Annotated in this window: 26 protein-coding genes; 7 read left to right on the top strand and 19 right to left on the bottom strand. The window is 66.0% G+C overall.

The features are described from left to right. Positions 1–32: 32 nt before the first annotated feature. Complete coding sequence (locus tag ACFW6D_RS07950; RefSeq protein WP_379325925.1) at positions 33–1202, bottom strand: NAD(P)-binding protein; 1170 nt, start codon at positions 1200–1202, stop codon at positions 33–35. Then, positions 1199–1822, bottom strand: coding sequence for a TetR/AcrR family transcriptional regulator (locus ACFW6D_RS07955; protein ID WP_379325927.1), 624 nt, complete (start codon positions 1820–1822; stop codon positions 1199–1201). The genes ACFW6D_RS07950 and ACFW6D_RS07955 overlap by 4 nt, the downstream gene beginning before the upstream one ends. A gap of 223 nt (positions 1823–2045) precedes the next feature. Between ACFW6D_RS07955 and ACFW6D_RS07960 the strand changes: the two genes are divergently transcribed. Continuing rightward, on the top strand, positions 2046–2861 hold the full coding sequence (locus tag ACFW6D_RS07960) for a hypothetical protein (RefSeq protein WP_379325929.1): 816 nt from the start codon (positions 2046–2048) through the stop codon (positions 2859–2861). Between the two features lie 53 nt (positions 2862–2914). On the opposite strand, the gene ACFW6D_RS07965 is transcribed toward ACFW6D_RS07960, so the two are convergent. Then, positions 2915–3250, bottom strand: a complete 336-nt coding sequence (locus ACFW6D_RS07965) for a DUF6401 family natural product biosynthesis protein (protein WP_379325931.1) — start codon at positions 3248–3250, stop codon at positions 2915–2917. A 121-nt stretch (positions 3251–3371) separates the two neighbouring features. Here ACFW6D_RS07965 and ACFW6D_RS07970 point away from each other — a divergent pair, with 121 nt between their 5' ends. Then, complete coding sequence (locus ACFW6D_RS07970; protein WP_379325933.1) at positions 3372–4415, top strand: LLM class flavin-dependent oxidoreductase; 1044 nt, start codon at positions 3372–3374, stop codon at positions 4413–4415. 122 nt (positions 4416–4537) lie between these two features. Beyond that, positions 4538–4840 carry a hypothetical protein gene (locus ACFW6D_RS07975; RefSeq protein ID WP_379325935.1) on the top strand — a complete coding sequence of 101 codons (303 nt, stop codon included), beginning with the start codon at positions 4538–4540 and terminating at the stop codon, positions 4838–4840. A gap of 1 nt (position 4841) precedes the next feature. Here ACFW6D_RS07975 and ACFW6D_RS07980 read toward each other — a convergent pair whose 3' ends face one another. Further along, the gene (locus tag ACFW6D_RS07980; protein ID WP_379325937.1) at positions 4842–6023 is read right to left on the bottom strand and encodes an acyl-CoA dehydrogenase family protein; all 1182 of its coding nucleotides are present in this window, start codon (positions 6021–6023) and stop codon (positions 4842–4844) included. A gap of 98 nt (positions 6024–6121) precedes the next feature. Between ACFW6D_RS07980 and ACFW6D_RS07985 the strand changes: the two genes are divergently transcribed. Further along, complete coding sequence (locus ACFW6D_RS07985; protein WP_379325939.1) at positions 6122–7264, top strand: cystathionine gamma-synthase; 1143 nt, start codon at positions 6122–6124, stop codon at positions 7262–7264. A 101-nt stretch (positions 7265–7365) separates the two neighbouring features. Here ACFW6D_RS07985 and greA read toward each other — a convergent pair whose 3' ends face one another. Both greA and ACFW6D_RS07995 read right to left on the bottom strand, forming a co-directional pair. Continuing rightward, positions 7366–7857 carry a transcription elongation factor GreA gene (gene greA, locus ACFW6D_RS07990; RefSeq protein ID WP_056813695.1) on the bottom strand — a complete coding sequence of 164 codons (492 nt, stop codon included), beginning with the start codon at positions 7855–7857 and terminating at the stop codon, positions 7366–7368. Positions 7858–8086: 229 nt separating this feature from the next. After that, complete coding sequence (locus ACFW6D_RS07995) at positions 8087–8542, bottom strand: DUF4307 domain-containing protein (RefSeq protein WP_379325941.1); 456 nt, start codon at positions 8540–8542, stop codon at positions 8087–8089. A gap of 120 nt (positions 8543–8662) precedes the next feature. Between ACFW6D_RS07995 and mca the strand changes: the two genes are divergently transcribed. Both mca and ACFW6D_RS08005 read left to right on the top strand, forming a co-directional pair. Then, complete coding sequence (mca, locus tag ACFW6D_RS08000) at positions 8663–9523, top strand: mycothiol conjugate amidase Mca (protein WP_379325943.1); 861 nt, start codon at positions 8663–8665, stop codon at positions 9521–9523. Further along, positions 9523–9768, top strand: a complete 246-nt coding sequence (locus tag ACFW6D_RS08005) for a hypothetical protein (protein WP_379326291.1) — start codon at positions 9523–9525, stop codon at positions 9766–9768. The genes mca and ACFW6D_RS08005 overlap by 1 nt, the downstream gene beginning before the upstream one ends. Here the strand turns inward: ACFW6D_RS08005 and ACFW6D_RS08010 are convergent. The 8 genes from ACFW6D_RS08010 to ACFW6D_RS08045 all read right to left on the bottom strand — a co-directional run bounded on the left by ACFW6D_RS08010 (position 9765) and on the right by ACFW6D_RS08045 (position 17847). Next, positions 9765–9938 (bottom strand): hypothetical protein, encoded by a 174-nt coding sequence (locus ACFW6D_RS08010; protein ID WP_379231579.1) that lies wholly within the window; start codon positions 9936–9938, stop codon positions 9765–9767. The two genes, ACFW6D_RS08005 and ACFW6D_RS08010, sit on opposite strands and share 4 nt — an antisense overlap. A 128-nt stretch (positions 9939–10066) precedes the next feature. Continuing rightward, the gene (locus ACFW6D_RS08015) at positions 10067–10465 is read right to left on the bottom strand and encodes an NUDIX domain-containing protein (protein ID WP_379325944.1); all 399 of its coding nucleotides are present in this window, start codon (positions 10463–10465) and stop codon (positions 10067–10069) included. Between the two features lie 69 nt (positions 10466–10534). Next, positions 10535–11389: an ethanolamine ammonia-lyase subunit EutC gene (eutC, locus tag ACFW6D_RS08020; protein WP_379325946.1), complete on the bottom strand. Its 855-nt coding sequence runs from the start codon at positions 11387–11389 to the stop codon at positions 10535–10537. A gap of 140 nt (positions 11390–11529) precedes the next feature. Next, positions 11530–12942: an ethanolamine ammonia-lyase subunit EutB gene (locus ACFW6D_RS08025; RefSeq protein WP_379325948.1), complete on the bottom strand. Its 1413-nt coding sequence runs from the start codon at positions 12940–12942 to the stop codon at positions 11530–11532. A gap of 66 nt (positions 12943–13008) precedes the next feature. Next, positions 13009–14436 (bottom strand): ethanolamine permease, encoded by a 1428-nt coding sequence (gene eat, locus ACFW6D_RS08030; RefSeq protein ID WP_379325950.1) that lies wholly within the window; start codon positions 14434–14436, stop codon positions 13009–13011. A 167-nt stretch (positions 14437–14603) separates the two neighbouring features. Further along, on the bottom strand, positions 14604–14993 hold the full coding sequence (locus ACFW6D_RS08035; RefSeq protein ID WP_379325952.1) for a DUF779 domain-containing protein: 390 nt from the start codon (positions 14991–14993) through the stop codon (positions 14604–14606). Further along, a complete protein-coding gene (gene adh, locus ACFW6D_RS08040) occupies positions 14993–16510 on the bottom strand; it encodes an aldehyde dehydrogenase (protein ID WP_379325954.1) in 1518 nt (505 codons plus the stop codon). The genes ACFW6D_RS08035 and adh overlap by 1 nt, the downstream gene beginning before the upstream one ends. A 122-nt stretch (positions 16511–16632) precedes the next feature. Then, complete coding sequence (locus ACFW6D_RS08045; protein ID WP_379325956.1) at positions 16633–17847, bottom strand: transcriptional regulator; 1215 nt, start codon at positions 17845–17847, stop codon at positions 16633–16635. A 114-nt stretch (positions 17848–17961) separates the two neighbouring features. Here ACFW6D_RS08045 and ACFW6D_RS08050 point away from each other — a divergent pair, with 114 nt between their 5' ends. Then, positions 17962–18114, top strand: a complete 153-nt coding sequence (locus ACFW6D_RS08050; RefSeq protein WP_379231564.1) for a hypothetical protein — start codon at positions 17962–17964, stop codon at positions 18112–18114. A 19-nt stretch (positions 18115–18133) separates the two neighbouring features. Here ACFW6D_RS08050 and ACFW6D_RS08055 read toward each other — a convergent pair whose 3' ends face one another. From ACFW6D_RS08055 to ACFW6D_RS08075, 5 genes are read right to left on the bottom strand one after another with little or no spacing between them, the layout of a single operon-like run. Continuing rightward, positions 18134–18919 (bottom strand): helix-turn-helix domain-containing protein, encoded by a 786-nt coding sequence (locus ACFW6D_RS08055; protein WP_379325958.1) that lies wholly within the window; start codon positions 18917–18919, stop codon positions 18134–18136. A 41-nt stretch (positions 18920–18960) separates the two neighbouring features. Continuing rightward, positions 18961–20238 carry an ABC transporter permease gene (locus ACFW6D_RS08060; RefSeq protein WP_379325960.1) on the bottom strand — a complete coding sequence of 426 codons (1278 nt, stop codon included), beginning with the start codon at positions 20236–20238 and terminating at the stop codon, positions 18961–18963. After that, positions 20235–21485, bottom strand: coding sequence for an ABC transporter permease (locus ACFW6D_RS08065; protein ID WP_379325961.1), 1251 nt, complete (start codon positions 21483–21485; stop codon positions 20235–20237). Before ACFW6D_RS08065 ends, ACFW6D_RS08060 begins: the two co-directional genes overlap by 4 nt. Beyond that, positions 21482–22993, bottom strand: a complete 1512-nt coding sequence (locus tag ACFW6D_RS08070) for an ABC transporter ATP-binding protein (protein WP_379325963.1) — start codon at positions 22991–22993, stop codon at positions 21482–21484. Before ACFW6D_RS08070 ends, ACFW6D_RS08065 begins: the two co-directional genes overlap by 4 nt. Then, positions 22993–24090 (bottom strand): BMP family protein, encoded by a 1098-nt coding sequence (locus tag ACFW6D_RS08075; protein WP_379325965.1) that lies wholly within the window; start codon positions 24088–24090, stop codon positions 22993–22995. The genes ACFW6D_RS08070 and ACFW6D_RS08075 overlap by 1 nt, the downstream gene beginning before the upstream one ends. Between the last annotated feature and the right edge of the window lie 46 nt (positions 24091–24136).

The following is a 24136-nucleotide window of genomic DNA, read 5'->3' on the forward strand; positions in this document are numbered from 1 at the left end:
GATGCCGCGAAACGTCGATCGGACCCAAGGTCCTAGGCGGTGTTCGCGCGAGTACTGGAGACTGCGCGCACAGCCGATGCGGCAGCGGTGATCGCACTGTTGATGGAGATCTCACCGCGCATGCCGGGCGCGGCGACCATATCGCCCACCAGGTAGATGCCGTCACCGCGATCGATGGCGGGCCGGTCACGCCACGTGGTTCCTGGCAGATCCAGCGCGCCGGTGCGGCCTTTGGCGGTGGACGTGCGACGGAATGTGTTGCGTGCGCGCCAGTCCGGGATGGTGGCATCGGCGAAGAGTTCCAGACGCCGATGGGCATCGTCACGAGACTCGTTGTCGCGCAGCGGCATCTGGAGTTGGTAGAGGGATTCGCCTGCGGGAGCGATGGTGTCGTCCTGCATGGTGTAGCTCTCGTGGAAACCGCCCTCGTCGAGATCGAAGACAATGCTGCGGTCTCGGCGGTCCTTGGTGACGCCGAGGTCGAGAAGAGCCGCGAAGCCGCTGGTGCCCCGCAGGGTGTCGTCGCCGAGCAGGCGCCGAGCGGAGTCGAGGTCGGTGGCGACGATGACCGGTCCACCGGTGGGCAATTCGGTGATCCGCGAACCGGTTTCGATATCGACGCCGAGTTCGGTCGCACGGTCGACCATGCGATCCATCGTCTGCTGCCAGCCGCCGCGCACCCAGCGCACCGCTGGCACCACGGGGCCGAGTACGCGCTGGAACAATCCCCAGACGAAGGCGGCGGAGAGCCTGCCGGTGTTTGCGTCGTAGGTGGCCACGCTGATCGCATTGGCGAGGTGGGTGGCGGTGCGCTCACCCCAGCGCTCGGTGGCCCAGGTGTGGAAGTCGACGTCGACCGGTGCCTGCAACCATTTGCGTGACTGCGCCCGCAACATCCCGAGCGGTGGCACCCGCCGGATCACGCCGTCGGTACGGAACCCGAGTTTCGTGGCATCTGCGAGCCCCGGCCAGCCGAGTCCGGAAACGAAGCCGCGCTCCTTCAGCCAGGTGTAATGCGGGCCGTCGGCGTAGAACACGTGCGCCCCCTCGTGCGCCACGTGCGGCGGCGGTGTCGCCCGTCCCCGCCCGCCCAGCGTCTGATGCGCCTCGAAAAGCCGTACCGGAACTCCGGTTTCAGCCACTGCGATCGCGGCCGTGAGACCGGCAATTCCGCCCCCGACCACGGTGATGGGTGTATTCATCTTGGGTCCTCTCCTTCGGAATCCGCCCAGTCGAGCCGGGCGGCGATCATCTCTGCGGTGGCTCGCAGGTATCGATCGGTGTCGACGTCGGCCGGGTGGTCGCCGTCGAAGATGTCGCGCATCATCCAGAAATGGGCCATCGCGCCGACCAGTACCGCCGCGGTGGCGTCCCAGTCCTGCTCGCCTGCCCGGTCCCCGGCGAGCTCGACCAGCCCACGGGTGACCGCCCACATCACCACCACGTACTCCTGCTGCCGGAAAACCTCCAGCAGGGGAGCGGGGATCGAGTTGTCCCGCAACAGAATTCGGGTGACATCGCGATCGTGGTCAAGGCGTGCCAGGCCGATCCCGCACAGCGCGACGATCTTGTCGACGGTGCTGCCGGACGGCGCGATCGCATCGAGCGCCGCCGCGATCGAAAACGTGGGTTCCAGGAGCTGTGCCCACTCGCCCCGATCGGCCAGCCGCGCGTCCACCGCCTGTACCAGCAGCTCGTCCTTGGACTTGAAGTGCCGATACAGCGCTCCTGACCCACCGGACAGTCCCGCCGCCCGCTCGATCTGCGCGACGGAGGTCTTGGCGAAGCCCTGTTCCCCGAACAGGCGCAGTGCCTCGGTCATGATCCGCTCCCGCGACGTGGGTGACTCGCTGTAAGTAACCACTTACTTACAGTGGCTCGAGCGCGCGACGAGCGCAAGACCCGATGCATCACTGTGCCGCTGACCGGCCGTGAGCGAATTCGTCGCTACTCGGCGGATTCAATGAGGATTGCCTGGGTAACCACCAAAAACAGGTGCTTCGGCAATTCAGCCGCACTGATCGGTATGAGCGAAAGGAAAGGCCGTGGATACCTCCGTCATTGCGATAGATTTCCAGCAGGGCTTGACCGACGCGTGGAGTTCGGTCGCGCAGTTCGTCCCCAAAGCAGTGGCATTCATCGCCATACTTCTCGTCGGCTGGATCATCGCGAAGGTGGTCGCCAAGATCGTGAAGGCGGTGCTCGAGCGCGTCGGATTCGACAAACTGGTCGAACGCGGCGAACTGCGGAAAATGCTGTCCCGCAGTAAATATGATGCTTCCGGCATTCTCGCCAAGATCGCCTATTACGCGATTCTGCTGATCGCGCTGCAGGTCGGTTTCGCGGTGTTCGGGCCGAACCCGGTGAGCGCGTTGCTCACCAGCATCGTGGCCTGGCTGCCCAAGGCCGCGGTCGCGATCGTGATCGTGGTGATCGCGGCGGCCATCGCCCACGCGGTGAGCGAACTGGTCTCCAATGTGCTCGGTGGGCTGTCCTACGGGACCATGCTCGGCCGGATCGCGGCGGTGTTCATCTGGAGTATCGGCATCATCGCCGCGCTGAACCAGATCGGCGTCGCGACCTCGGTGACCACCCCGATCCTGATCGCCGTGCTCGCCACCATCGGCGGCATCCTGGTGGTCGGCGTCGGTGGCGGCCTGGTCCGGCCGATGGAACAGCGCTGGAACGGCTGGCTGGGCAATCTGGAATCGGAGATGCCCGCGATGAAGGGGCATGCCGAGGCCTACCAGCGTGGCCGTGAGGACGCCGCGCGTCAGGGCTCGCAGGTGGCGCCGAGCGCGACCCAGCGGGTCACCCCCGGTGCGAGCGAGCCCGGCTGGGGAGGCGAAACAGCTCGATGACCAACCGGCGCCGGCGCACCGTTACCTTCGGGTGGCGGGGCGCCGCCGCCGTTCTACTCGGCGCACACCGCGGCAAGACGTAACTGCAACCAGTCGGCGGTGAGCCAGTTATCCGGTGCGCCCGCGATGAATCCGTCGGCGCTCTCGGCGAAATGGTCGAGAAGCCCGCGCACATAACCGGCGAGCAGAATAACGTGGGGAACCCGAGCCGAATTGTCGACACCGAGGTCGAGAATGTCACGCACCGCCGCGGCGTGCTGATCCAACTGAGCAGACAGTGCGGGCACCACCGCGGCGACAGCTGCCGCGGGCACACCGAACTCGGTACTCAACTGCTGTATTTGTCGTTGCGCCGAAAGTTCGAGCAACGCCGGACCTGGCGCAAACATTGCAATATGATAGCAATCTGCCCAGCAAAGTTGAAATTATCTTGTTTCAAGATCAATGACGCCGCCGAGCGAATATGACGCAACATCTAATACGCTCGATCGAATTCCGTTGAGCGCAACCATGGTCGCGATCCGAGCGCCCTGCTGGACTGTCGAACATGGGCAGCGAACGTCCCGGCTCTTCGGCACGCTCGACCACCTCAGCAACGGCCGCGCGGCCTGGAACGCGGTGACCTCCTCGGTGGGCGAGCAGAACTACAGCGACCACGACCTCCCGAGTCCCGAGCAGCGCTACGCCCGCGCCACGGAATCCATCGAGGTGGTCAACGCGCTGTTCGACAGCTGGCAGCCGGGTGCGCTGCGGCCGGACGGCAGCGAGGGCGCGGTCCTCGACGAATCCCTGGTGCGCCCGATCGACTTCGCCGGACAGTATTTCTCGGTACGGGGCCCGCTGAACATCCCGCCGCTGCCGCAGGGCAGGCCGGTGCAGTTCCAGGCCGGCCAATCCGCCGGTGGCGTCGAACTCGGCGCGCGTTTCGCGGAGGTGGTGTTCACCTCGCTGCCGACGCTCGAGGACGCGATCACCTATACGAAGAAGATCCGCACTCGCGCAACCGAATTGGGCAGGTCCGACGGTCTTCCGCTCATCTTCAGTTCCTTTCACGCCACCTACGGCGCGACGGAGGAAGAAGCCCGCAGGTTGGTGCGCGAGGCGGCCGAGGCCACCGATTTCGAGGCGGGCCGCCGTCAGCTGGCCGACATGCTGGGCGGCGGCCTCGACCTGTCCGAGCTGCCACTCGACAAGCCGATCCCGGAAACCCTGTTGCCGCAACCGGACTCGGTGCATCGCCGACGCGGCCGAGTCGAGATCTTCGGCAAGCTCGCCGCGTCCGGCGCCACTCTGCGCGAACTCGTCATCGCCGCCAAGGACACCGGCCACTGGGCCGCGGCGGGCACGCCCGAACAGTTGGCCGACGCCATCGAGGAGCGCTATCGCGCGAATGTGCTCGACGTGATCTCCCTCGGCGGTCTCACCGAGGAGCGCACCCGCGATTTCGTCGTCAACGGTCTGCTGCCGGAGCTGCGTCGCAGAAATCTGCTCGACACCGACTATCTGGGCGGCACCTACCGCGAGAACCTGGAACTTCCCCTGCCGACGACCTAGCCGACGAGATCTGATCGAGACTTCTCCAGTTGCGCGAACCGGGCGCCCGATGGACTCTGAGTGGGTATAACCGATCCGAGACAACTTTCGGCAAACTGGATCGGCGAGCGAGAGGATCCGCAGTGCAGGTCACCGACCCGGCCGTTCAACTGGTCGGCATGAGTCCGGTTATCGCTGCCAGCGCAGGGTATTCAGCACAGACGAAGATCGTCGACGCCTGGCATCGCTCGCCTTACGCACCGCTGCTCGGACGCCTTGCCGCCGCGATCATTTGGGGTTGCGGCAGTGTCGCCGGGCTGACCGTGATCGGGATTCCGGCAGCGATCACCGTGCCGATCGCGCTGACCGTGCTCACGGTGGTGGTCGTGATGCTGGCCGCGGCCTTCGCGAGCGGCATGATCAGGCCGCGACCGGCCGGGACCTGACCTACCGGAACGCGTTGGCGTCGGTGAGTGCCTTGCCGATCACCAGCTGGTGCACCTCGGCGGTGCCCTCGTAGGTCAGCACGGACTCCAAGTTGTTGGCGTGCCGCAGGACGGGATAGTCGAGGGTGATTCCGTTGGCGCCCAAGATGGTTCGGCATTCGCGCGCGATCTTTATGGCTTCGCGGGTGCTGTTCAGCTTGCCCGCGCTGATCTGCTCGCCGGTGATCTCGTGCCGATCCTTCAATCGGCCCAGGTGCAGCGCGAGCAGCTGTCCCTTGCCGAGCTCGAGTGCCATATCGGCCAGCTTGGCCTGGGTGAGTTGGTAACCGGCAAGGGGCTTGTCGAAGACCTCGCGAGTGCGGGAGTAGTCGATCGCCGCGGTCAGGCAGTCGCGGGCGGCGCCGAGTGCGCCGAAGATGATGCCGAACCGCGCCTCGCTCAAACAGGCCAGTGGTGAACTGAGCCCACGTGATTCGGGTAGCACCGCATCGGCAGGCAGGCGCACGTCGTCGAAATCGAGTGCGGCGGTGATGGATGCGCGCAGCGAGAGCTTGCGGTGGATCTCGCGCGTGGTGAAACCCGGTGTGCCGGAAGGGACAAGGAAACCGCGTACTCGTGGCTTATCCGTGCCGGGCTCGTCGGCGTAGGCCCAGACGACGGCCACATCGGCCACCGACCCGTTGGTGATCCACATCTTGGACCCGTTCAGCACCCAGTCGTCACCGTCGCGGCGCGCCCGCGTGCGCATCCCGCCGGGGTTGGACCCGAAGTCGGGTTCGGTGAGTCCGAAGCACCCGATCACCTCGCCGGCCGCCATCGCGGGCAGATACTGCTGCTTCTGCTCCTCGGACCCGAAGAAGTGGATGGCCGCCATCGCCAGCGAGCCCTGCACCGACACCATGCTGCGCACCCCGGAGTCGATGGCTTCGAGCTCCTGACACGCGAGTCCGTACGCCGTGGCCGACGCGCCCGCGCAGCCGTAGCCCTCGAGGTGCATGCCGAGCAGTCCGAGCTTGCCCAGTTCCGGCGCGATCTCACGGGCCGGGAAGGTGCCCTGTTCGAACCAGTCGGCCAGGTGCGGTCGCAGCCTGCGTTCGCCGAATCGCGCCACCGTGTCGCGGATTTCGCGCTCCTCGGACGAGAGCAGCGGATCGATGGCGAACAACTCTTCGACAGTGACCATGGCGTGAGCTTAACCGCAGTACCACGCCCGAATCCGACACTTCGACCATGCCAATACCCCTACGAAAGCACGCGAAGCGAGCCAACTAGTCTGGGGCAATGAGTGAGCTGGGATTCTCCACCAGGGCCGTGCACGCCGGATACGAACCCGATCCTCAGACCGGTGCGGTCAACGTGCCCATCTACGCGAGCTCGACCTTCGCCCAGGACGGCGTCGGCGGCATGCGCGGTGGCTACGAGTACGCACGCACCGGCAATCCCACCCGCACGGCACTGGAAGCCAACCTCGCCGCCCTCGAATCGGGCAGTTACGGGCGCGCCTTCGCCTCGGGCATGGCCGCGACCGACTGTGCGCTGCGCGCCATGCTGCGCCCCGGCGACCACATCGTGATCCCCGACGACGCCTACGGCGGCACCTTCCGGCTCATCGACAAGGTCTTCAGCCAGTGGGGCATCGAGCACTCGCCCGCCCACATCGCCGACCTCGACGCGGTCCGCGCGGCCATCCGCCCCAACACCAAGCTGGTGTGGATCGAAACCCCCACCAACCCACTGCTGAGCATCGGTGACATCCCCGCGCTGGCCGATATCGCCCACGAGGCCGACGCGAAGCTGGTCGTGGACAACACCTTCGCCACCCCGTACCTGCAGCAGCCGCTGCTGCTCGGCGCCGACGTGGTGCTGCACTCGACCACCAAGTACATCGGCGGCCACTCCGACGTCGTCGGCGGCGCGCTGATCACCAACAGCGCCGACCTCGACTCCGACTTCGCGTTCCTGCAGAACGGCGCGGGCGCGGTCCCCGGCCCGTTCGACGCCTTCCTCACCATGCGCGGCATCAAGACCCTGGCCGTGCGCATGGAGAGGCACTGCGACAACGCCGAGGTCATCGCGAACTTCCTGACCAACCACCCGGCCATCTCGCAGGTCATCTACCCGGGCCTGCCCACGCACCCCGGTTACGAGATCGCGCAGAAGCAGATGCGTCGCAGCGGCGGCATGATCTCGGTGCGCCTGGTCGGTGGCCGGGAAGCGGCGCTGAAGTTCTGCTCGCGCACGGAAATCTTCACCCTGGCCGAATCGCTGGGCGGCGTCGAATCGCTCATCGAACACCCCGGCGCGATGACGCACGCGAGCACCGAGGGTTCGGCTCTGGAAGTTCCCGCCGACCTCGTCCGCCTCTCGGTCGGTATCGAGGACATCAGCGATCTACTCGCCGACGTCGAGCAGGCGCTGAGCTGAGCAGGGCTCGAGCTGAGTAAGGACGCCCGAACATGACGAAGCGGCCGCATCCGAGTATCGGGTGCGGCCGCTTGCGTTCGGGTTCTAGATCTTCAGCGCGCTCAGCTGTGGTACGGCTCCGCGCTGACCAGCGTGACCTTCATGGTGTTGCCATTGGGGAGTGTGTACTCGCGGGTCTCGCCCACCTTGGCATCGATCAGCGCGCCGCCCAGCGGCGAATTCGGCGAGTAGGCCTCGAGGCCGGTGGCGCCCAAGCCCTCTTCGCGCGTCGCGATCAGGAAGGTCTCGGTATCGCCCTCGTCGCCGTCGTAGTAGACCGTGACGACCGAACCCGGCAGTGCCACACCGGATTTGGTGGGGGCGACGCCGACCTTGGCGTTGTTCAGCAGTTCCTGCAGCTGGCGGATGCGCGCCTCCTGCTGACCCTGCTCTTCGCGCGCGGCGTGGTAGCCACCGTTCTCCTTGAGGTCGCCTTCTTCGCGGCGCTCGTTGATCTCGGCGGCAATGACCGGACGATTGGCAATGAGCGAGTCGAGCTCGCCCTTGAGCCTGTCGTGCGACTCCTGGGTAAGCCAGGTCACATTCTCGGTCATCTCGATCACTCCCTAGTAGTTGTTCCCGGCGCACCGGGATTCCCTGAAACCGGCGCTATCCCTCCCGGAGGAGGGCATGCACCAGCCCGACGGCTGGAGCGATCCTGGGGGTGAACCCGATACCCGCAAACAGCACCGCTGGCCGCCAATGCAGCAAACACGGCTCCGAACCCCGGAACCGTGTATCAGACCATTTTAGCATGTCTCACAAATATGCAGGTCAGGCTAGTCAGGCGGGCTTTTCGGGTCGAAGGTAGCCCGGAATCTGGTCGCTGCAACCATAGATATCGCCCGCCGAAGCGCGTGCTGATGACTTGACCGTAGTGCTGATCTGGATGCTGGTCGAATCCGAGCCGGGCACTAGAACTTCGCGTCGCCCGACCTCGGCCCCGTCGCGATCCATCGCCCTGACGAAGCAGACCACGGCCTGCTGGGGGTTGTCGCGGGTGACCTTGACCCGCATCTCCAGGGTCGAATCGTCGACGACTACATAGCCGAGCTGCTCGGTCTCGACCGCCTTCGGGCCGTATTTCTGGAAACCCAGATAGGCGACCGCGAACCCGGCCGCGACGACGCCGACCCCGAGCAAAACCAGCACCCACAGGCGACGCACGGGTGGTTTCGTACCGTATCGATCGGCGTGTCGCGCTGCTGCGGCAGCCGAGTCGGGGGCGGGTTCGGTCATCGGTTTCGCGCTCCCGGGGGTGGTCGGAACAAACAGGGGGTCGGATGGAACTATAGGTAACGACATCTGACACCCGCGAGCGAGAGCGACGGTGAACGAGAAGTGAGTGGCCTTCGCCTCATGGCAGTGCACGCCCACCCCGACGACGAATCGAGCAAAGGCGCCGCGACGATGGCGCGCTACGCCGACGAGGGTGCCGAAGTGCTGGTCGTGACGTTGACGGGTGGGGAACGCGGCAGCATTCTCAATCCGGCGATGGATACCCCCGGCGTCCTCGACCGCATTCTGGATGTCCGCCGCGAGGAGATGGCCGCCGCGGCCGCCGCGCTGGGGGTGCGTCAGCACTGGCTGGGTTTCATCGACTCGGGCCTGCCCGAGGGCGACCCGCTGCCCCCGCTGCCCGAGGGTTGCTTCGCGCTGGTTCCGCTCGAGGAGTCGACCGAGGCGCTGGTTCGAGTGATCCGCGAGTTCAAACCGCAGGTCATGACGACCTATGACGAGAACGGCGGCTACCCGCACCCCGACCACATTCGCTGCCACGAGGTGTCGATGGCCGCCTACGAGGCCGCCGGTGATCCCGAGGCGTTCCCGGATGCCGGGCCGCCGTGGACGGTGTCCAAGATCTACTACGACCACGGTTTCTCGGTGAAGCGGCTCGCCGCGTTCGCCGCGGAATACGAGGCCAACGGCGAGCCCTTCCCCCTGCAGGAATGGCTGGACCGGATGCGTGAGTTCGGCCGCGAGGACATGTGGGGCCGGATCACCACCCAGGTCGAATGCTCGAAATACTTCCCCCAGCGTGACGACGCCCTGCGCGCCCACGCGACTCAGATCGATCCCAACGGCGCGTTCTTCGCGATCCCGTTGGAGATGCAACAGCGGCTGTGGCCGACCGAGGAGTTCGAATTGGCCAAGACCAGAGTGTCCACCGCTATCCCGGAGACCGACCTGTTCGCCGGCATCGAGGACGCTGACCGGTGATGTTGGTCTACCTCGCACAGCAACCCACCGGCCCCGAATTCGGCAAGGCCTCCCCGCTCGGCCTGCTGGTCATCCTGATCCTGCTGGCAGGCACCGTGCTGCTGGTCCGCTCGATGAACAAACACCTCAAGGGCCTACCCGAAACCTTCGAACCCGAGCACCCCGAACCGGACCAGAAGGCCGACGAGGGCACCGAGCCCGGCGTGATCGCGGCCGAGGATGCCGAACCGAAGACGAGTAGTTAGCGCGCTGCGGCGAGATCGGCGACGAGTTCGCCGACCAGGTCGCGCGCGGCGGTGGCATGCTCGGCCACCGACCGCGGCGCTCCGCTGGCGTTGAGTTCGATCATCGTGTTCATCAGACCGAACAGGGCGATGAGACGGCGCAACGCGGCGCGACGCTCCGATGCGGTCATGGGCGCGGTGGTTACGGGCATGTTCACAACTAAGGCATCGTCGCAGGTCGCGGTAGTGTTTCGCGCTTTATCAAACCGACGCCTCGGCAACCATCAGCCGTGCGTAAGAGAATCGGTTGGTTGACTCGTCACCAATCGATGAGGTCGAGTTCGTGCAGGCGGCGGAAGACCATCATCGAGCCTGGTGCGACGTGTTCCATGGCCTCGTACTCGCTGCCGGTGAAGTAGCGGAATTCGGCGATTTCGCCGGTGGCGTGGGGTTCGCCGGTGAGTTCGGCACGGAAACAGGTCATGTGCAGACCGGTGTTCCTCGCGTGCCCGTAGGCCTCCGCCTCGAAGATTCCGAGCTCGGCGACACTGGCAAGGCCGACGCCGAGTTCTTCCTCGATCTCGCGATGTAGCGCCTGTAAAGGGGTCTCGCCGGGGTCGATCTTGCCGCCCGCCATGTAGAAGACCTCTTTGCCTTCGGGGCGCGTCTGAATCAGCCTGCGGTCGCGGACGTGGGCGAGGGCGGCGGTGCGGATCATGGGTTCACTCTAGGGAGCGATCGGCTTCGGTTCATGTCGAACCGCTCTGGTGTCTGGGTCAGTTCACGGTCACGGCGTGATGGTCGGGGTGTCGGGGCCGGTCAGCGCGCGGGAGGTGTCTTTGAGGTCGACACCGGAGCGCCCTAGTGCCCGCGCGCCCGCGACCAGGCCCGCCACCACGCGGGCGGCGTCGGCGTAGGTGAGGCCGTCGGGTGGGTGGATGTTGGAGATGCAGTTGCGTTCGGCGTCGGCGCGGCCGGGGCGCGGGAGGTGGGTGAGGTAGATGCCGAGACTGTCGGCGACCGAGAGGCCGGGGCGCTCGCCGATGATGACCAGGACGGTGCGCACGCCCATGGCTTCGGCGATGTGGTCGCCGAGTGCGACTCTTGCCTGGGTGGCGATGACCGGCGGGGCGAGGGTATAGCTGTCGCCGAGTTCTGTTGCGAGAGCGTCCAATAGGCCGGCGGCGTGTTCGGCCAGCGCCAACGGGGACAGGCCATCGGCCAGGACGAAACCGATATCGGCGCCGGTGTTCGGGACTGCTGTCAGGTCGTGTGGCAGTCGGCCGAGGTCGGGGCGGCGCAGGTATTCGGCACGGTCGGCCGCCCGGCTGGCGACGGTGACCGAGGCGCCGAGTCCGACTGCCGCGATCTGCTCGGTGAACGTCGCGACATCCAGAGGCAGATGCACGGCATCGCGAGCTGCGGCATGGGCGGCGCGCAAAGCGAGGACATCAGTCGTCGGTAGCGCGTCACCGGTGCGGCCGAGCCCGATCCGGGCTTGCGTGCTGCCGCGCAGGTCGCGCCAGAAGTCCTGGACTACCTCGGATTCCGATGGCCGACCCGTGCCGGACTGGATCGCGCTCTCGGCGGGCGGGGGAGTCGCTGGATCGTGCGGCGCCGCTACGCCATCCACATTCGGCATCTTCGCCTCTCCGGGTTCGATAGTCGAGATGCTGACAGTGTCGGCATCGTCGGTTGAGGTGCTGGTGTCAGCGTCGTCGGCTGGTTTCCAGTCGTGTGGAAAAGGTTGGGCCGCAGTGTGTTCTGGTTGGTGCGTGATCATCATCGGGTGGCAGTCAGGGCGCGCAATGGCGACGACAGCGGTTCTACCTGTCGCACACGGCCGTTCGCGTCGAGCATGCCGAGGCTCGACAACCACGCCTCGAATTCCGGTGCGGGGCGCAGGTTCAGGACCTGCCGGGCATAGAGCGCGTCGTGAAACGACAGGCTCTGGTAGCCGAGCATTACGTCGTCGGCCCCGGGCACTGCGATGACGAACGCGCAACCGGCCGCGCCCAACAGGGTGAGCAGGGTGTCCATGTCATCCTGGTCGGCCTCGGCGTGGTTGGTGTAGCAGACGTCCACCCCCATCGGCAGGCCGAGCAGCTTGCCGCAGAAGTGGTCTTCGAGCCCGGCGCGGATGATCTGTTTCCCGTCGTAGAGGTATTCGGGTCCGATGAAACCGACGACCGTATTCACCAGCAGCGGTTGCAGATCCCTCGCGACGGCGTAAGCGCGCGTTTCGAGTGTCTGCTGGTCCACCGGCCGATCACCCACGCCCAGATGGGCATTCGCGCTCAACGCCGATCCCTGCCCGGTTTCCAGGTACATCACGTTGTCGCCGACCGTCCCGCGACCGAGCGAGCGCCCGGCTTCGTTCCCTTCGCGCAGCAGCGAAATATTCACGCCGAAGCCGGTATTCGCGCCCTCGGTACCCGCGACGGACTGGAATACCAGGTCCACCGGCGCGCCCGCTTCGATCAATCCGATGGTCGTGGTGACGTGGGAGAGCACGCACGACTGGGTGGGAATGTCGAAGCGCAAGCGCACCTCGTCGAGCAGGTGCAGTAGATCCGAGGTGGCCTGCGGTGAATCCGTGGCGGGGTTGATTCCGATCACCGCGTCACCGCAGCCGAGCAGCAGGCCGTCCAAGGTGGCGGCGGCGATCCCGCGCGGATCGTCGGTCGGATGATTGGGCTGCAATCGGGTGCTCAACCGGCCGGGTAATCCGATGGTGGTGCGGAATCCCGCCGTCACCTCGGTAGCCTTGGCCACCGCGATCAGATCCTGATTGCGCATGATCTTGCTGACCGCGGCCACCATTTCCGGCGTCAGCCCCGGCGACACCGCGGCCAATGTCACCGCCGAATCCTCGGTAGCGGCGACCGCGAGCAGCCAGTCGCGCAGCCCACCGACCGTCAGATGCGAGATCGGCGCGAACGCCACCCGATCATGGCTGTCGATGATCAGCCGGGTGACCTCATCGGTTTCGTACGGCACCAGCACGTCGTTGAGGAACGTGGTCAGCGGCACCTCGGCCAAAGCCCATTGCGCCGCAGCACGTTCGGCGTCGGTCTCGGCCGCGCATCCCGCGAGTTCGTCGCCGCTGCGCAGCGGCGTGGCTTTCGCCATCAGCTCGATCAAGCCGTCGAAGGTGTAGGTCGTGACGCCGATTGTGCTGCGGTACACGGTCATCCCTTTCGCTAGATTTCATCGGCCGGTCGAAACCCGGCAGCGAACGGTGCCGCTGCCGGGCGACGACTACTCCAGTTCCGATTCCGCCTTGGCGATCGCCGCGAACTCCTCGTCCGGCGATTTGGCGACCAGGTGCTTGCGACTGTAGAGCCCGAAGTAGGCCATGAAGGCCACGAACACACCCAGCGTCCACAGCGCAGCGGTCGGGTCGACCAGGAAGGTCGCCGCCACCGAGGCCGCCGCGATGACCAGCGCGAATCCGGTGGTGATGATGCCGCCGGGCGTGCGGTACGGGCGCGGCATGTTCGGTTCACGCTTGCGAAGCACGATGTGCGACACCATCATCAGCACGTAGCTCACCGCCGCGCCGAACACGGCCATGTTCAGCAGCATCGCGCCCTTGCCGGTGAGCGAGAGGGCGAAGCCGATGACGCCGGGCACGATCAGCGCCAGCACCGGCGCCTTGCGCGAGTTGGTGATCGACAGGACCGTGGGCAGGTAGCCGGCGCGCGAGAGGGCGAAGGTCTGGCGGGAGTAGGCGTAGATGATGGAGAAGAAGCTGGCGACCAGACCGGCCAGGCCGATGTAGTTGACTACCTTGGCCATCGAGCTGTCACCCAGCGCTTCTACCAGCGGGTTTCCCGAGGAAGACGCGGCCTGGGCGCCGAGCGCGCCGGTCACCAGGAACAGCACGACCGCGCCGGTGACACACAGCACCAGCATCGCCACGATGATGCCCTTTGGCACGTTCTTTTCCGGCTCGCTGGCTTCCTCCGCGGCCAGCGGCACGCCTTCCACGGCCAGGAAGAACCAGATCGCGAACGGGATCGCGGCCCAGATGCCCAGGTAACCGAACGGCAGGAACGCCGACGAACCGGTGGCCGCGGGGTCGGCGGCGATATTGGTCAGGTTGGCCGCGTCGAACTTGCCGACGGCCGCGAACGCGAAGATCACCAGGCCGACCAGCGCGATCCCGGTGATCACGAACATCGCCTTGAGCGCCTCACCCGCACCGGTCAGGTGGATACCGATGAACAGCGCGTACACCGCCAGATACACCCACCAGCCGTCGGTGATCCCGAACAGGTTCAGCGATTCCACATAGGCGCCGATGAAGGTGGCGATCGCGGCGGGTGCGATCGCGTATTCGATGAGAATGGCTGTGCCGGTGGCGAATCCGCCCCATGGTCCGAGCGCGCGCCGGGCGAAGGTGTAGCCGCCGCCCGCCGCGGGCAGTGCCGAGGACATCTCGGCCATGCCGAGCACCATGGCCAGATACATCGCCGCGATCACGACCGTGGCGATCAGCAGACCACCGAAACCGCCTTCGGCGAGACCGAAGTTCCAGCCGGAGAAGTCGCCGGAGATCACGTAGCTCACGCCGAGGCCGGCCAGCAGCACCCACCCTGCTGTTCCCTTGCGCAGAGTTCGTTTGGCGAGGTAGTCGTCGACTGGTGCGCCCTCGCCGGTGGCGGGGCTGGCTTCTGTACTCACGTGGTGCTCCTCATCAACAAACGAAATGCGCGTTCGGCCGCAACGGTGATGGTCGAGGGTTGAAGAATGGTTGACGACTGTTACGGCCGTGGATCGGACAGGTCAGCGGTGCGTATCCAGCACTGCTGACCTGCCGAAATGATCTGATTACGCGTGTTTCAGATCACCTAGTGCGCGGTGTTGCCGGTGGGCAGCGGCGCCGGGTCCAGCGCCGCGGTTTCCTCGTCGGTGAACAGGCGTGAACGGATCAGGAACCGCACGCCCTCGGGGGCTTCCAGGGAGAACCCGCCGCCGCGACCGGGCACCACGTCGACGGTGAGATGGGTGTGTTTCCAGTATTCGAACTGGTCCGCACTCATCCAGAACGGCGTCTCGCCGGGTAGGTAGCCCAGCAGCACGTCGGAGCCGCCCACCCGGAATTCGCCGCGCGGGTAGCACATCGGCGAGCTGCCGTCGCAGCAGCCGCCGGACTGGTGGAACATGACCGGGCCGTGTTGCCCGGTCAAGTCCCGCAGCAGCGCCGCCGCCTTCTCGGTGAGGTCGACGCGCTGCACCATCAGAAGAAGCCGAGCTTGTTCGGCGAGTAGCTGACCAGGATGTTCTTGGTCTGCTGGTAGTGATCGAGCATCATCTTGTGGTTCTCGCGGCCGATGCCGGACTTCTTGTACCCGCCGAACGCGGCGTGCGCGGGATAGGCGTGATAGCAGTTCGTCCACACCCGACCGGCCTTGATGCCGCGACCGAGTCGGTAGGCGGTGTTCATATCGCGCGTCCACACGCCGGCGCCGAGACCGTAGAGGGTGTCGTTGGCGATCGAGAGAGCTTCCGCGGTGTCGTCGAAGGTGGTGACCGCGACGACCGGGCCGAAGATCTCCTCCTGGAACACGCGCATGTCGTTGGTGCCCTTGAAGATCGTCGGCTCGATGTAGAAGCCGTCGGCCAGCCCGTCGACGCTGCGGACCGCGCCGCCGGTGAGGACTTCGGCGCCTTCCTTCTTGCCGATGTCGATGTAGGACAGGATCTTCTCGAACTGGTCGTTGCTGGCCTGGGCGCCGATCATGGTCGCCTCGTCGAGGGGATTGCCACTGATGATGGCCTTGGTGCGTTCCACGCAGCGGGCCATGAACTCGTCGTAGATCGACGACGCGATCAGCGCGCGCGACGGACAGGTACAGACCTCACCCTGGTTGAGGGCGAACATCACGAAGCCCTCGATGGCCTTGTCGAGGTAGTCGTCGTCTGCGGCCATCACGTCGGCCAGGAAGATGTTGGGGCTCTTGCCACCCAGTTCGAGGGTGACCGGAATGATGTTCTCGCTGGCGTACTGCATGATCAAGCGGCCGGTAGTGGTTTCACCGGTGAACGCGACCTTGGCAACGCGCGGGCTCGAGGCGAGCGGCTTACCGGCTTCGACGCCGAAACCGTTGACCACGTTGAGAACTCCCGGCGGCAGCAGATCCGCGACGAGTTCGATGACCTTCATGATCGAAGCCGGGGTCTGCTCAGCGGGCTTGAGCACCACCGCATTTCCCGCGGCGAGGGCGGGTGCGAGCTTCCAGGTGGCCATCAGGATCGGGAAGTTCCACGGAATGATCTGTGCGACAACGCCGAGCGGCTCGTGGAAGTGGTAGGCGATGGTGTCCTTGTCGACCTCGCTGATGCCGCCTTCCTGCGCGCGCAGCACGCCCGCGAAGTAGCGGAAGTGGTCGACGGCGAGGGGAAGATCGGCCGCCAGGGTCTCGCGGACCGGCTTGCCGTTGTCCCAGGTCTCGGCGACGGCGAGGGCCTCGAGGTTGGCCTCGATCCGATCGGCGATCTTGTTCAAGATGTTGGCGCGCTCGGCAGGGGAGGTCTCACCCCAGGCCGGGGCGGCGCGGTGGGCGGCGTCGAGGGCCAGTTCCACATCGGCGGCACTCGAGCGGGCGATCTCGCAGAACGTCTGCCCGTCGACCGGGGAGGTGTTCTCGAAATAGCGGCCTTCTACGGGCGGAACCCACTTGCCGTCGATGAAGTTGTCGTACCTCGGCGCGTAGCTGACGATGCTGCCCTCGGTGCCCGGCTTGGCGTAGATCATGTGCGGTGGCTCCTCGCTGTGTCCGGTGAAGCGTGACGCCCATCACTATCCGCCCAATGGGTTGATGAAACGTTGAAGCCTGACCGATCAGGCTGGATGTGTTGCGAGGACCGTAGGAATGGCTATGCCCGGAGGGCGCTGTGCAGGCGTGCCGTGGCGACGGCGCGGCGTGCGTCGCGGGCGGGGAGTAGAGCTAGCGCGTGTTCGTGGACGGCGATATCGTCCGGCGCTGTTTCGCCGTATGCCAGTGCATGATTCGCGTTCGGGCTGTTCAGGACGGCGTTGCGCATGGCGACTTCGAGGTAGTCGCGCCATTGGCTGATGCCCGGTGTATCCGAATCCGGAAGCAGCGGACCGTGATACAGGCGTACGGCGGTATCGACATCGCCCTTTTTCAAGGCGTGCAACATGTCCACCGCGTCACAGGACAGAGGAGTGGTGAATCGGTATATGCGACTGGTGATCTCACCGCCGGTTGCGCGCCGCAGGTACGACATCTCCGACTTCAGTGTGCTCGCCCCGACTGCGCGATCGCCGTAGACCGCGTAGTGCAGGCGCTCATGGTTGTAGCCGTCGTCGTCGAGCGCGAGCAGGGTCAGGATCTCGAGTTGCCGCGGCCGCAACCGGATCTGCTGGCCATCGCGTGTCAACCGCCCGGTGCCGAGACAGGTCAGCCGCATCCCGGCCGGCGCGGGCATGGCGGCGTGCAGCTTCGCTTCGATCGCGCTGGTCATCGTGCGCACGGTCGCCATGGCCAGCGGATGCGAGCGTTTCCAGGTGGTCGATAAATCGAGCACCCCGAGCAGCGTCCCATCGGCCGCCCTGATCGGCGCGCAATAACAGACCCACCCGTGCAGCGCCGCCACCAGATGCTCGGCCGAGAACACCGTGTGCGGCTGATCGGTCCGCAACGCCAACGACAACGCGTTGGTCCCCATATGCGCCTCGTCCCACCGCCCACCCGGCGCGAAGTTCACCTGCTCGGCCCGCCGCTGCATCACCGGCCCGCCATAAGTCCACAGAATCGTCCCCGAAGCATCGGTCACCGCCGCGACATACCCCGCGTCATCGGCCACACTGTGCAACTGCTCTTTCAACTCCGTCACCGGCCCCCGCAACGGCGACTCCGCCCACCGCGGCCCGATATCGGTCTCACTGACCGGCGCGTGATCACGCCCCGGATCCACCGTCCGCAACGACCGCAACCAACTCTGCGCCACCTCGTCCCGCACCCCCGACCCTGAACCACCCCCCGAAATCTCACCCCCACCGGGCACCCGCAACGCCCACTCCCGCTCCAACGCAGCCCGCTGCGCGGAAAGCGTGAGCTGCACCATCCCGGCTCTTCCTAACTAGACGAACTCGACAACGATCCCCCTCCCCATCATGCCCCACATCCTCCCGCTGAACAGCAGTTTCGTCAGCCAGCAGCAGCTCCATACACTTTCCGCATGGAGCCACCAGAACGCGCGCAGCGGTACAGCGCGGACGAAATGGTCGCGCGCCACCGAGCGCTGCCTCGGGTGGATTGCGCGTCGATGCGACAGGAAGCGGAGGAGTTCTTCGGCTCGGAGGACCGGATCGGCGACGACACTGGGCGGTGAGCGTTATCGCCCTCTGATCTCAACTGGGCGCGATGATGCGGGGGCCGAGGTCGAAGTGGATGCCTGCGCCGAGCATTTTGGTGGCGGGCAGGCCGATCATGGCTCGGAAGGATTCGCTGAAGTGGGAAGGGGTGGCGAAGCCGGCGTCGATGGCGGAGCGGGTGAGGTCGTGGCCGTTGACGGCGTTGGTGATCGCGGAGACCATGCGGTTCCAGCGTTGGTAGCCGCGGAAGGTGGTGCCGCAGTGCTGGGTGAACAGGTGTAGGAAGTGGCCGGTGGACAGGCCCAGGTTCGCGGCGATCTGGTCGGCGCGCAGGGCGTCGGAGGGCTGGTCGCGGATGGTGGCGGTGAGCCGGGCGATCCGGGGGTCGGTAGGCAGGGGCGGGCCTGCGATGGCTCGCTGGTAGATGCGTTCGGGGTCGACGACGGGTTCGCCGCACAGTTCGACGAGTTCACGCTCACGGCGGTGCCGAAGGCCGAAAGTTCCTGCCGCGTCCGTCATCTCGTCGGCGATCATGGTGGCAGGCGCGCTCGACGGGTCGATGAACAACACCAGAATCCACCCTTCGGTGGCGACGACACGGTGCGCGGTCCGAGCGGGCGCGAACGAGCTGCCGGTGCGAATCAGCCCGCGCGAGGTGTGCACGATCAGCGGCCCGTCCAGCCCCACGGTGAGCATCGCGACCGGCGGCGCGTGCGTATCGGGTCGCAGATCCGGCCCGACGTACCCGATATGCCCCGGCCGGGTCCACGCGGTCGGCATCCGCACCGGCCCGCGAATCTCCGAATGGAGGTTGATGCTCACCTTCCCGAGGATATCGACGTGCCGCCGATCGTGCCGCCGCGCTATTTGTCCCCAGGTGTGTAGGGGATTCCGTCTGCGGCGGGTGCTACGGCTCGGCCGATGAAGCCGGCGACCATCACCAAGGTGACGATGTAGGGGAGCATGCCGAGGAACTCGGTGGGGATCGGGTTGCCGGGCATGGTGTTGAGGAAGCGTTGTAGGGCGCTGGAGAAGCCGAAGAGCAGGGCCGCGGTGAGGACGCCGAAGGGGTGCCAGCGGCCGACGATCATCACGGCAAGGGCCACGAAGCCGAGGCCCGCGGTCATGTTCTTGCTGAACGACACATTGTTGGCGATGGTGAAGAACGCACCACCGAAACCGGACAGCGCGCCCGCGACTGTGACGTTCCAGAACCGCAACCGGTTGACGTTGATGCCCGCGGCATCGGCGGCGGCGGGGTGTTCGCCGACGGCGCGCGTGCGCAGGCCCCAGCGGGTGCGGAACAGCAGGAAGGAGACCGCGAAAACGCAGGCCAGCGCCACGTAGACGAAGACGTTCTGGTCGAACAGCACCGGCCCCAGGATCGGGATGTCGGGCAGGAAGCCGAGCGAGTCGCCGAGTTTCTGCACGCCTGCGGGCTGGTTGAGGGAGCCGTCGGCGCGCATCAGCCGCTCGTAGAGGAAGCCGGTCAACCCGAGTGCGAGCAGGTTGAGGATGATGCCGGTGACGACCTGGTTGACCTGGAATCGGGTCGCCAGCCAGGCCAGGAGCAGCGTCGAGCAGACACCGCTGATGGTGGCCGCCAGCATGCCGACGTAGGCGTTGCCGCTGACCGATGCCAGCAGTGCCGCGGTGAACGCGCCGGTGAGGAACTGGCCCTCGATCCCGAGGTTGATCACACCGGAGCGTTCCGCGACGACACCGGACAGGGCGCCGAAGATGAACGGCAGCGACAGGAAAAGGGTTGTCGCCAAGACGAATTCGATGGGGAACCCCACGCCGGGAGTGACGGTCCACGATAGCGCGGCGATCACGAGTGAGGCGGCCCCGCCACCGATCGCTACCCCACCGAACCGCGGCAGGAGCGCGTCCGGCAGTACCAGTAGCGCGATACCGGCCAGTGCGGCAAGCACACTCAGCGTCACCACGACCGGGAGCGTTCCGACCGTCCAACTGCTGTCGACGGTCTGGTCCAGCCGGTAGGTGGTGGTTCGCCCTGAATCGATCAGCAGCAGGCCGAGCCCGCCCAGCGCGACGGCCAGGCCGATCAGGCCGTAACCCGCCGAGGTGTAGCGCCGAGAGACCTTGTCGGGCACCGCAACCTGAGCCTGTGTACTCACCAGCCCCTCGCTTCCAGAGTATTGAGTCCGCCGCGCGGCGTTCGCAGCCGCAACAGCGTTTTGACCAGGGCGGGCGCTGCGACGAACAGCACGATCACCGCTTGCAGCAGAGTCGACATCTCCACCGGGATGGCGGGCTGCATGTGCAATGTGCCGGACTTCAACGCACCGAAAAGCAAAGCAGCGGCGACAATTCCGCCGGGATGCGCGCGCCCGAGCAGCGCCACAGTGATCCCGTCGAACCCGTACTCGACCGCGGTGCCCGGGTTCAGCGTGTACGGGCTCAACCCGAGCGCGATAGCCGCGCCACCGAGCCCCGCGAGCGCCCCGGCCACACCCATGGTGGTGGTGAAGGTGCGCCCGATATCCATGCCCGCCGTCTGCGCGGCACGGTCATTGGCACCGACCGCGCGAATGCGAAAACCGAAGGTGGACTTGCTGAGCAACCACCAAGTAGCGCCCGCCAAAGCGAGGCCGATCAGCAGAGCGAGACTCACCCGAAGCCCCGATCCGGCCCACCCGAGCAATTGCGGCAACCGCGCCGACTCGTCGACCGGCTTCGACACCAGCTCCTGCGAAGTGACCGACCCGATGAACGTGGTGCCCAGCGCCCAGATCAGAAAATAGGCGGCGATATTGTTCAGCATGATCGACGAGATGACCTCGTGCGCACCGGTTCTCGCCTTGAGATAACCGGGAATCGCGCCGAACAGACCACCCGCGAGAGCACCGGCCAACAGTGCCAGCGGCAGATGCACCACGAACGGAAGATCCACCGCGAAGCCCACGATCAGCGCCCCGAGCATGCCGAACACGAACTGCCCTTGCGTACCGATATTGAACAGCCCGGCCCGAAATGCCAGCCCCACAGCCAATCCGGTGAAGATCAGCGGGGTGGCGTAGGTCAGCGTTTCCGAGATGGGCCGCAACACCTGCGCCAAGGTGGCATCGCCGGCGAAGAACAGTTGCAGGCGTCCGAAGTCCAGGATCGAGCCTTCGAACAGGTCCTGATACGCGGTGGAAACGGCGTACCAGGAGGCGCTGAGGGCGTCGCCCGGCCGCGCGAACAGGTAGCTCCAGGTGTCGCGCACGCCGGGATCGGAGACGATGATGAGCACCGCGCCGATGGCGAACGCGAGCACCAGCGAATAGACCGTCACCATCACGCTGTTGGCTTCGGTCAGATAGCGAACGAAGGTGGGGCCGAACCCTTTTCGTTCCGTCTTGGTCTCGGTTGTAGTGTTCACACGTTCTCCGGAGAAGGCAGATGGCCGATCATGAGCTGGCCCACCTCGGACCGAGGACGGTCAGGTGTCACTTCGCCCACGATCCGGCCGTTGAAGATCACCGCAACCCGATCGGACAGGGCCAGAATCTCGTCCAGTTCCGCCGAGATGAGCAGGACAGCCGTACCGGCGTCGCGTTCGGCGACCAGCCGGGCATGGATGAACTCGATGGCGCCGATATCGACGCCGCGAGTCGGTTGCGCGGCCACGAGAACCTTTCGGGGCCGGGAGAATTCGCGCGCGATGACCACCTTCTGCTGATTTCCGCCTGACAGTGCCGAGACGTGTTCGGTCGGTCCCTGCGTGCGAATGTCGAACTCCGAGATGGCTTTTGCCGCCACCTCGCGCACCGCCTTGTCATCGACCACTCCGCGATGGGACAGCGGCGCCTCCCGATACTGGTTGAGCACGATGTTCTCGGCGACAGTGAAGTCACCGACCACACCGTCGCGCGCCCGATCCTCCGGGATGTAACCGAGTCCGGCCGCGATGCGCCGGGCGGGGTGCCAGCCCGTGATCCCGGTGCCGAGCATGTCGATCGACCCGCTCGCCGGTGCGACCGTGCCGAGGACGGCGCGCGCCAATTCGGTCTGACCGTTGCCTTCCACTCCGGCCAGCCCCACGATCTCCCCGGCGCGCACCGTCAGATTCAGCCCGTCCAGGACCGGAAGGCCGCGATCGTCGAGCACGGTGAGATCTTTGATCTCCAAGGCCGTCGCTCCCGGTGAGGCGGGTGTCTTGTCGACGGTGAGCGTCACCTCGCGCCCCACCATGGCGGCAGCCAGTTCCGCTTCGCTGTCGCTGGGGGAGGCCTCGGCGACCACCTTGCCGCGCCGGATCACCGTGATGGTGTCGGCGACCGTTTTCACCTCCTTCAGCTTGTGGCTGATGAAGATGATCGACATCCCCGAATCCGCGAGTTTGCGCATGATCGCCAGCAATTCGGCGACCTCGGGCGGGGTGAGCACCGCCGTGGGTTCGTCGAGAATCAGCAATTCGGTATGACCCGACAGTGCTTTGACGATCTCCACCCGCTGCTGCACCCCGACCGGCAGGTTCTCACAGAGCGCGTCCGGGTCGAGGGCGAGCCCGAACCGCTGCGACACCTCCTGCACCGCCCGCCGGGCCGCGGCACGGTCGAGAATCCCGGCCTTGGCGTGCTCGCGACCCAACTGGACATTGTCGGCGACGCTGAACGGGCCGACCAGCTTGAAATGCTGGTGCACCATGCCGATACCCGCCGCGATGGCGTCACCGGGCGATCGAAACCGCACCGGCGAGCCATCGATCAGGATCTGCCCGTCGGTGGGTTCCAGAATCCCGTACAGCATGTTCATCAGCGTGGATTTGCCCGCGCCGTTCTCACCGAGAACAGCGTGGATCTGGCCCGGCGCCACCACCAGATCGATGGCGTCGTCGGCGACGAAGTCACCGAACTTCTTTGTCAGGCCACGTAATTCGAGACGCACTACTTCGGGGCTGCGGGGGAGGCGACCACCACGGTGCCCGCGACGATATCGGCGGCCAGCTTCGACAGCTCCTGCTTCAGCGCGTCGGGAACCTTGCTGTCGAAATCGTGGAACGGCGCCAGCGCCACGCCCTTGTTGTTCAGGGTGCCCACGTAGCGGCCGTCTTTCGCGCCGCCGGCGACGGCGTTGTTGATCGCGACCTGGATCGCCGAGGAGATGTCCTTCATCGACGACGACAGCATGATCTGCTTGTACTCCGGAACCGCCTGGTAGCCATCGGAATCCACCCAGATCATGGTCGCGTTGCCCTTGTCCTTGATGGCAGAGGCGCCACCGAGACCGACCGGGCCCGCGACCGGGTGCACCACGTCGGCGCCCTGGGCGAGGAAGTTCTCGGTGAGCGAGCGGCCCGCGCTCGTGTCATCGAAATTGCCGGTGAACGAACCCTTTTGGGCCACCGTGTCCCAGCCGAGGACCGCGGTGGTGGTGTTGTGCACCTTGTTGTACTCGGCGACCCCGGCGGCGAATCCGTCCATGAAAATGGTGACCGCGGGAATCTGCATGCCGCCCCAGGTGGCGACCTTTCCGGTCTTGGTGGTGCCTGCCGCCAAATAGCCTGCCAGATAAGAAGACTGGGCCGCGTTGAATTCCATCGAGTACACATTCGGCAGGTCGACATGGGAGTCGACGATCGCGAATCGCTTCTCGGGATTCTCCTTGGCCACCGCGGTGACCGCGTCGGCCATCAGCCCGCCGACCCCGATCACCAGGCCGCACTTCTCGTCGTCGGCCGAGGCCCGCAGGTTGGGCTCGTAGTCGGCGCTGCTGTTGGACTGCCGGTAGCTACCGGAGATGGCGGGATTGGCGTCGATCGCCGCCTTCACACCACCCCAGCCGGATTCGTTGAACGACTTGTCGTCGACACCGCCCGCGTCGGTCACCATGCAGGCCCGGAACTTCGCGTCCGCGGATCCGTAGGTGTTGCCGGAGGCGGCGGCGTCCTTGCCTTCGGGCGGTGAGCCGCAGGCGGGCAGCAGTGCGAGGGTGATGGCGGCACCGCAGGCGACGGTAGCCCGCAGGGCAGTGGCAGTTCTCATTCGTCACATTTACCCGATTTCGGACCGCCGTGATTGGAAATGAAAC

The organism is Nocardia sp. NPDC058705 (assembly GCF_042749305.1).
GTDB lineage: Bacteria > Actinomycetota > Actinomycetes > Mycobacteriales > Mycobacteriaceae > Nocardia.

Bases quoted from the DNA above. Each gene is read 5' to 3' on its own strand.
- ACFW6D_RS07985 (WP_379325939.1), top strand. From the start codon at position 6,122: ATGAGTGAGCTGGGATTCTCCACCAGGGCCGTGCACGCCGGATACGAA.
- greA (WP_056813695.1), bottom strand. From the start codon at position 7,857: ATGACCGAGAATGTGACCTGGCTTACCCAGGAGTCGCACGACAGGCTC.
- ACFW6D_RS07970 (WP_379325933.1), top strand. From the start codon at position 3,372: ATGGTCGCGATCCGAGCGCCCTGCTGGACTGTCGAACATGGGCAGCGA.
- adh (WP_379325954.1), bottom strand. From the start codon at position 16,510: ATGATCTACGCCAAGCCGGGCACCGAGGGCAGCATCGTCAGCTACGCG.
- ACFW6D_RS08010 (WP_379231579.1), bottom strand. From the start codon at position 9,938: ATGACCGCATCGGAGCGTCGCGCCGCGTTGCGCCGTCTCATCGCCCTG.
- ACFW6D_RS07980 (WP_379325937.1), bottom strand. From the start codon at position 6,023: ATGGTCACTGTCGAAGAGTTGTTCGCCATCGATCCGCTGCTCTCGTCC.
- mca (WP_379325943.1), top strand. From the start codon at position 8,663: ATGGCAGTGCACGCCCACCCCGACGACGAATCGAGCAAAGGCGCCGCG.
- ACFW6D_RS07965 (WP_379325931.1), bottom strand. From the start codon at position 3,250: ATGTTTGCGCCAGGTCCGGCGTTGCTCGAACTTTCGGCGCAACGACAA.
- ACFW6D_RS08045 (WP_379325956.1), bottom strand. From the start codon at position 17,847: ATGGTGCAGCTCACGCTTTCCGCGCAGCGGGCTGCGTTGGAGCGGGAG.
- ACFW6D_RS08075 (WP_379325965.1), bottom strand. From the start codon at position 24,090: ATGAGAACTGCCACTGCCCTGCGGGCTACCGTCGCCTGCGGTGCCGCC.
- eutC (WP_379325946.1), bottom strand. From the start codon at position 11,389: ATGCCGAATGTGGATGGCGTAGCGGCGCCGCACGATCCAGCGACTCCC.
- ACFW6D_RS08005 (WP_379326291.1), top strand. From the start codon at position 9,523: ATGTTGGTCTACCTCGCACAGCAACCCACCGGCCCCGAATTCGGCAAG.
- ACFW6D_RS07950 (WP_379325925.1), bottom strand. From the start codon at position 1,202: ATGAATACACCCATCACCGTGGTCGGGGGCGGAATTGCCGGTCTCACG.
- ACFW6D_RS08025 (WP_379325948.1), bottom strand. From the start codon at position 12,942: ATGACCGTGTACCGCAGCACAATCGGCGTCACGACCTACACCTTCGAC.
- ACFW6D_RS07955 (WP_379325927.1), bottom strand. From the start codon at position 1,822: ATGACCGAGGCACTGCGCCTGTTCGGGGAACAGGGCTTCGCCAAGACC.
- ACFW6D_RS07995 (WP_379325941.1), bottom strand. From the start codon at position 8,542: ATGACCGAACCCGCCCCCGACTCGGCTGCCGCAGCAGCGCGACACGCC.
- ACFW6D_RS08035 (WP_379325952.1), bottom strand. From the start codon at position 14,993: ATGGTGCAGCGCGTCGACCTCACCGAGAAGGCGGCGGCGCTGCTGCGG.
- ACFW6D_RS08050 (WP_379231564.1), top strand. From the start codon at position 17,962: ATGGAGCCACCAGAACGCGCGCAGCGGTACAGCGCGGACGAAATGGTC.
- ACFW6D_RS08015 (WP_379325944.1), bottom strand. From the start codon at position 10,465: ATGATCCGCACCGCCGCCCTCGCCCACGTCCGCGACCGCAGGCTGATT.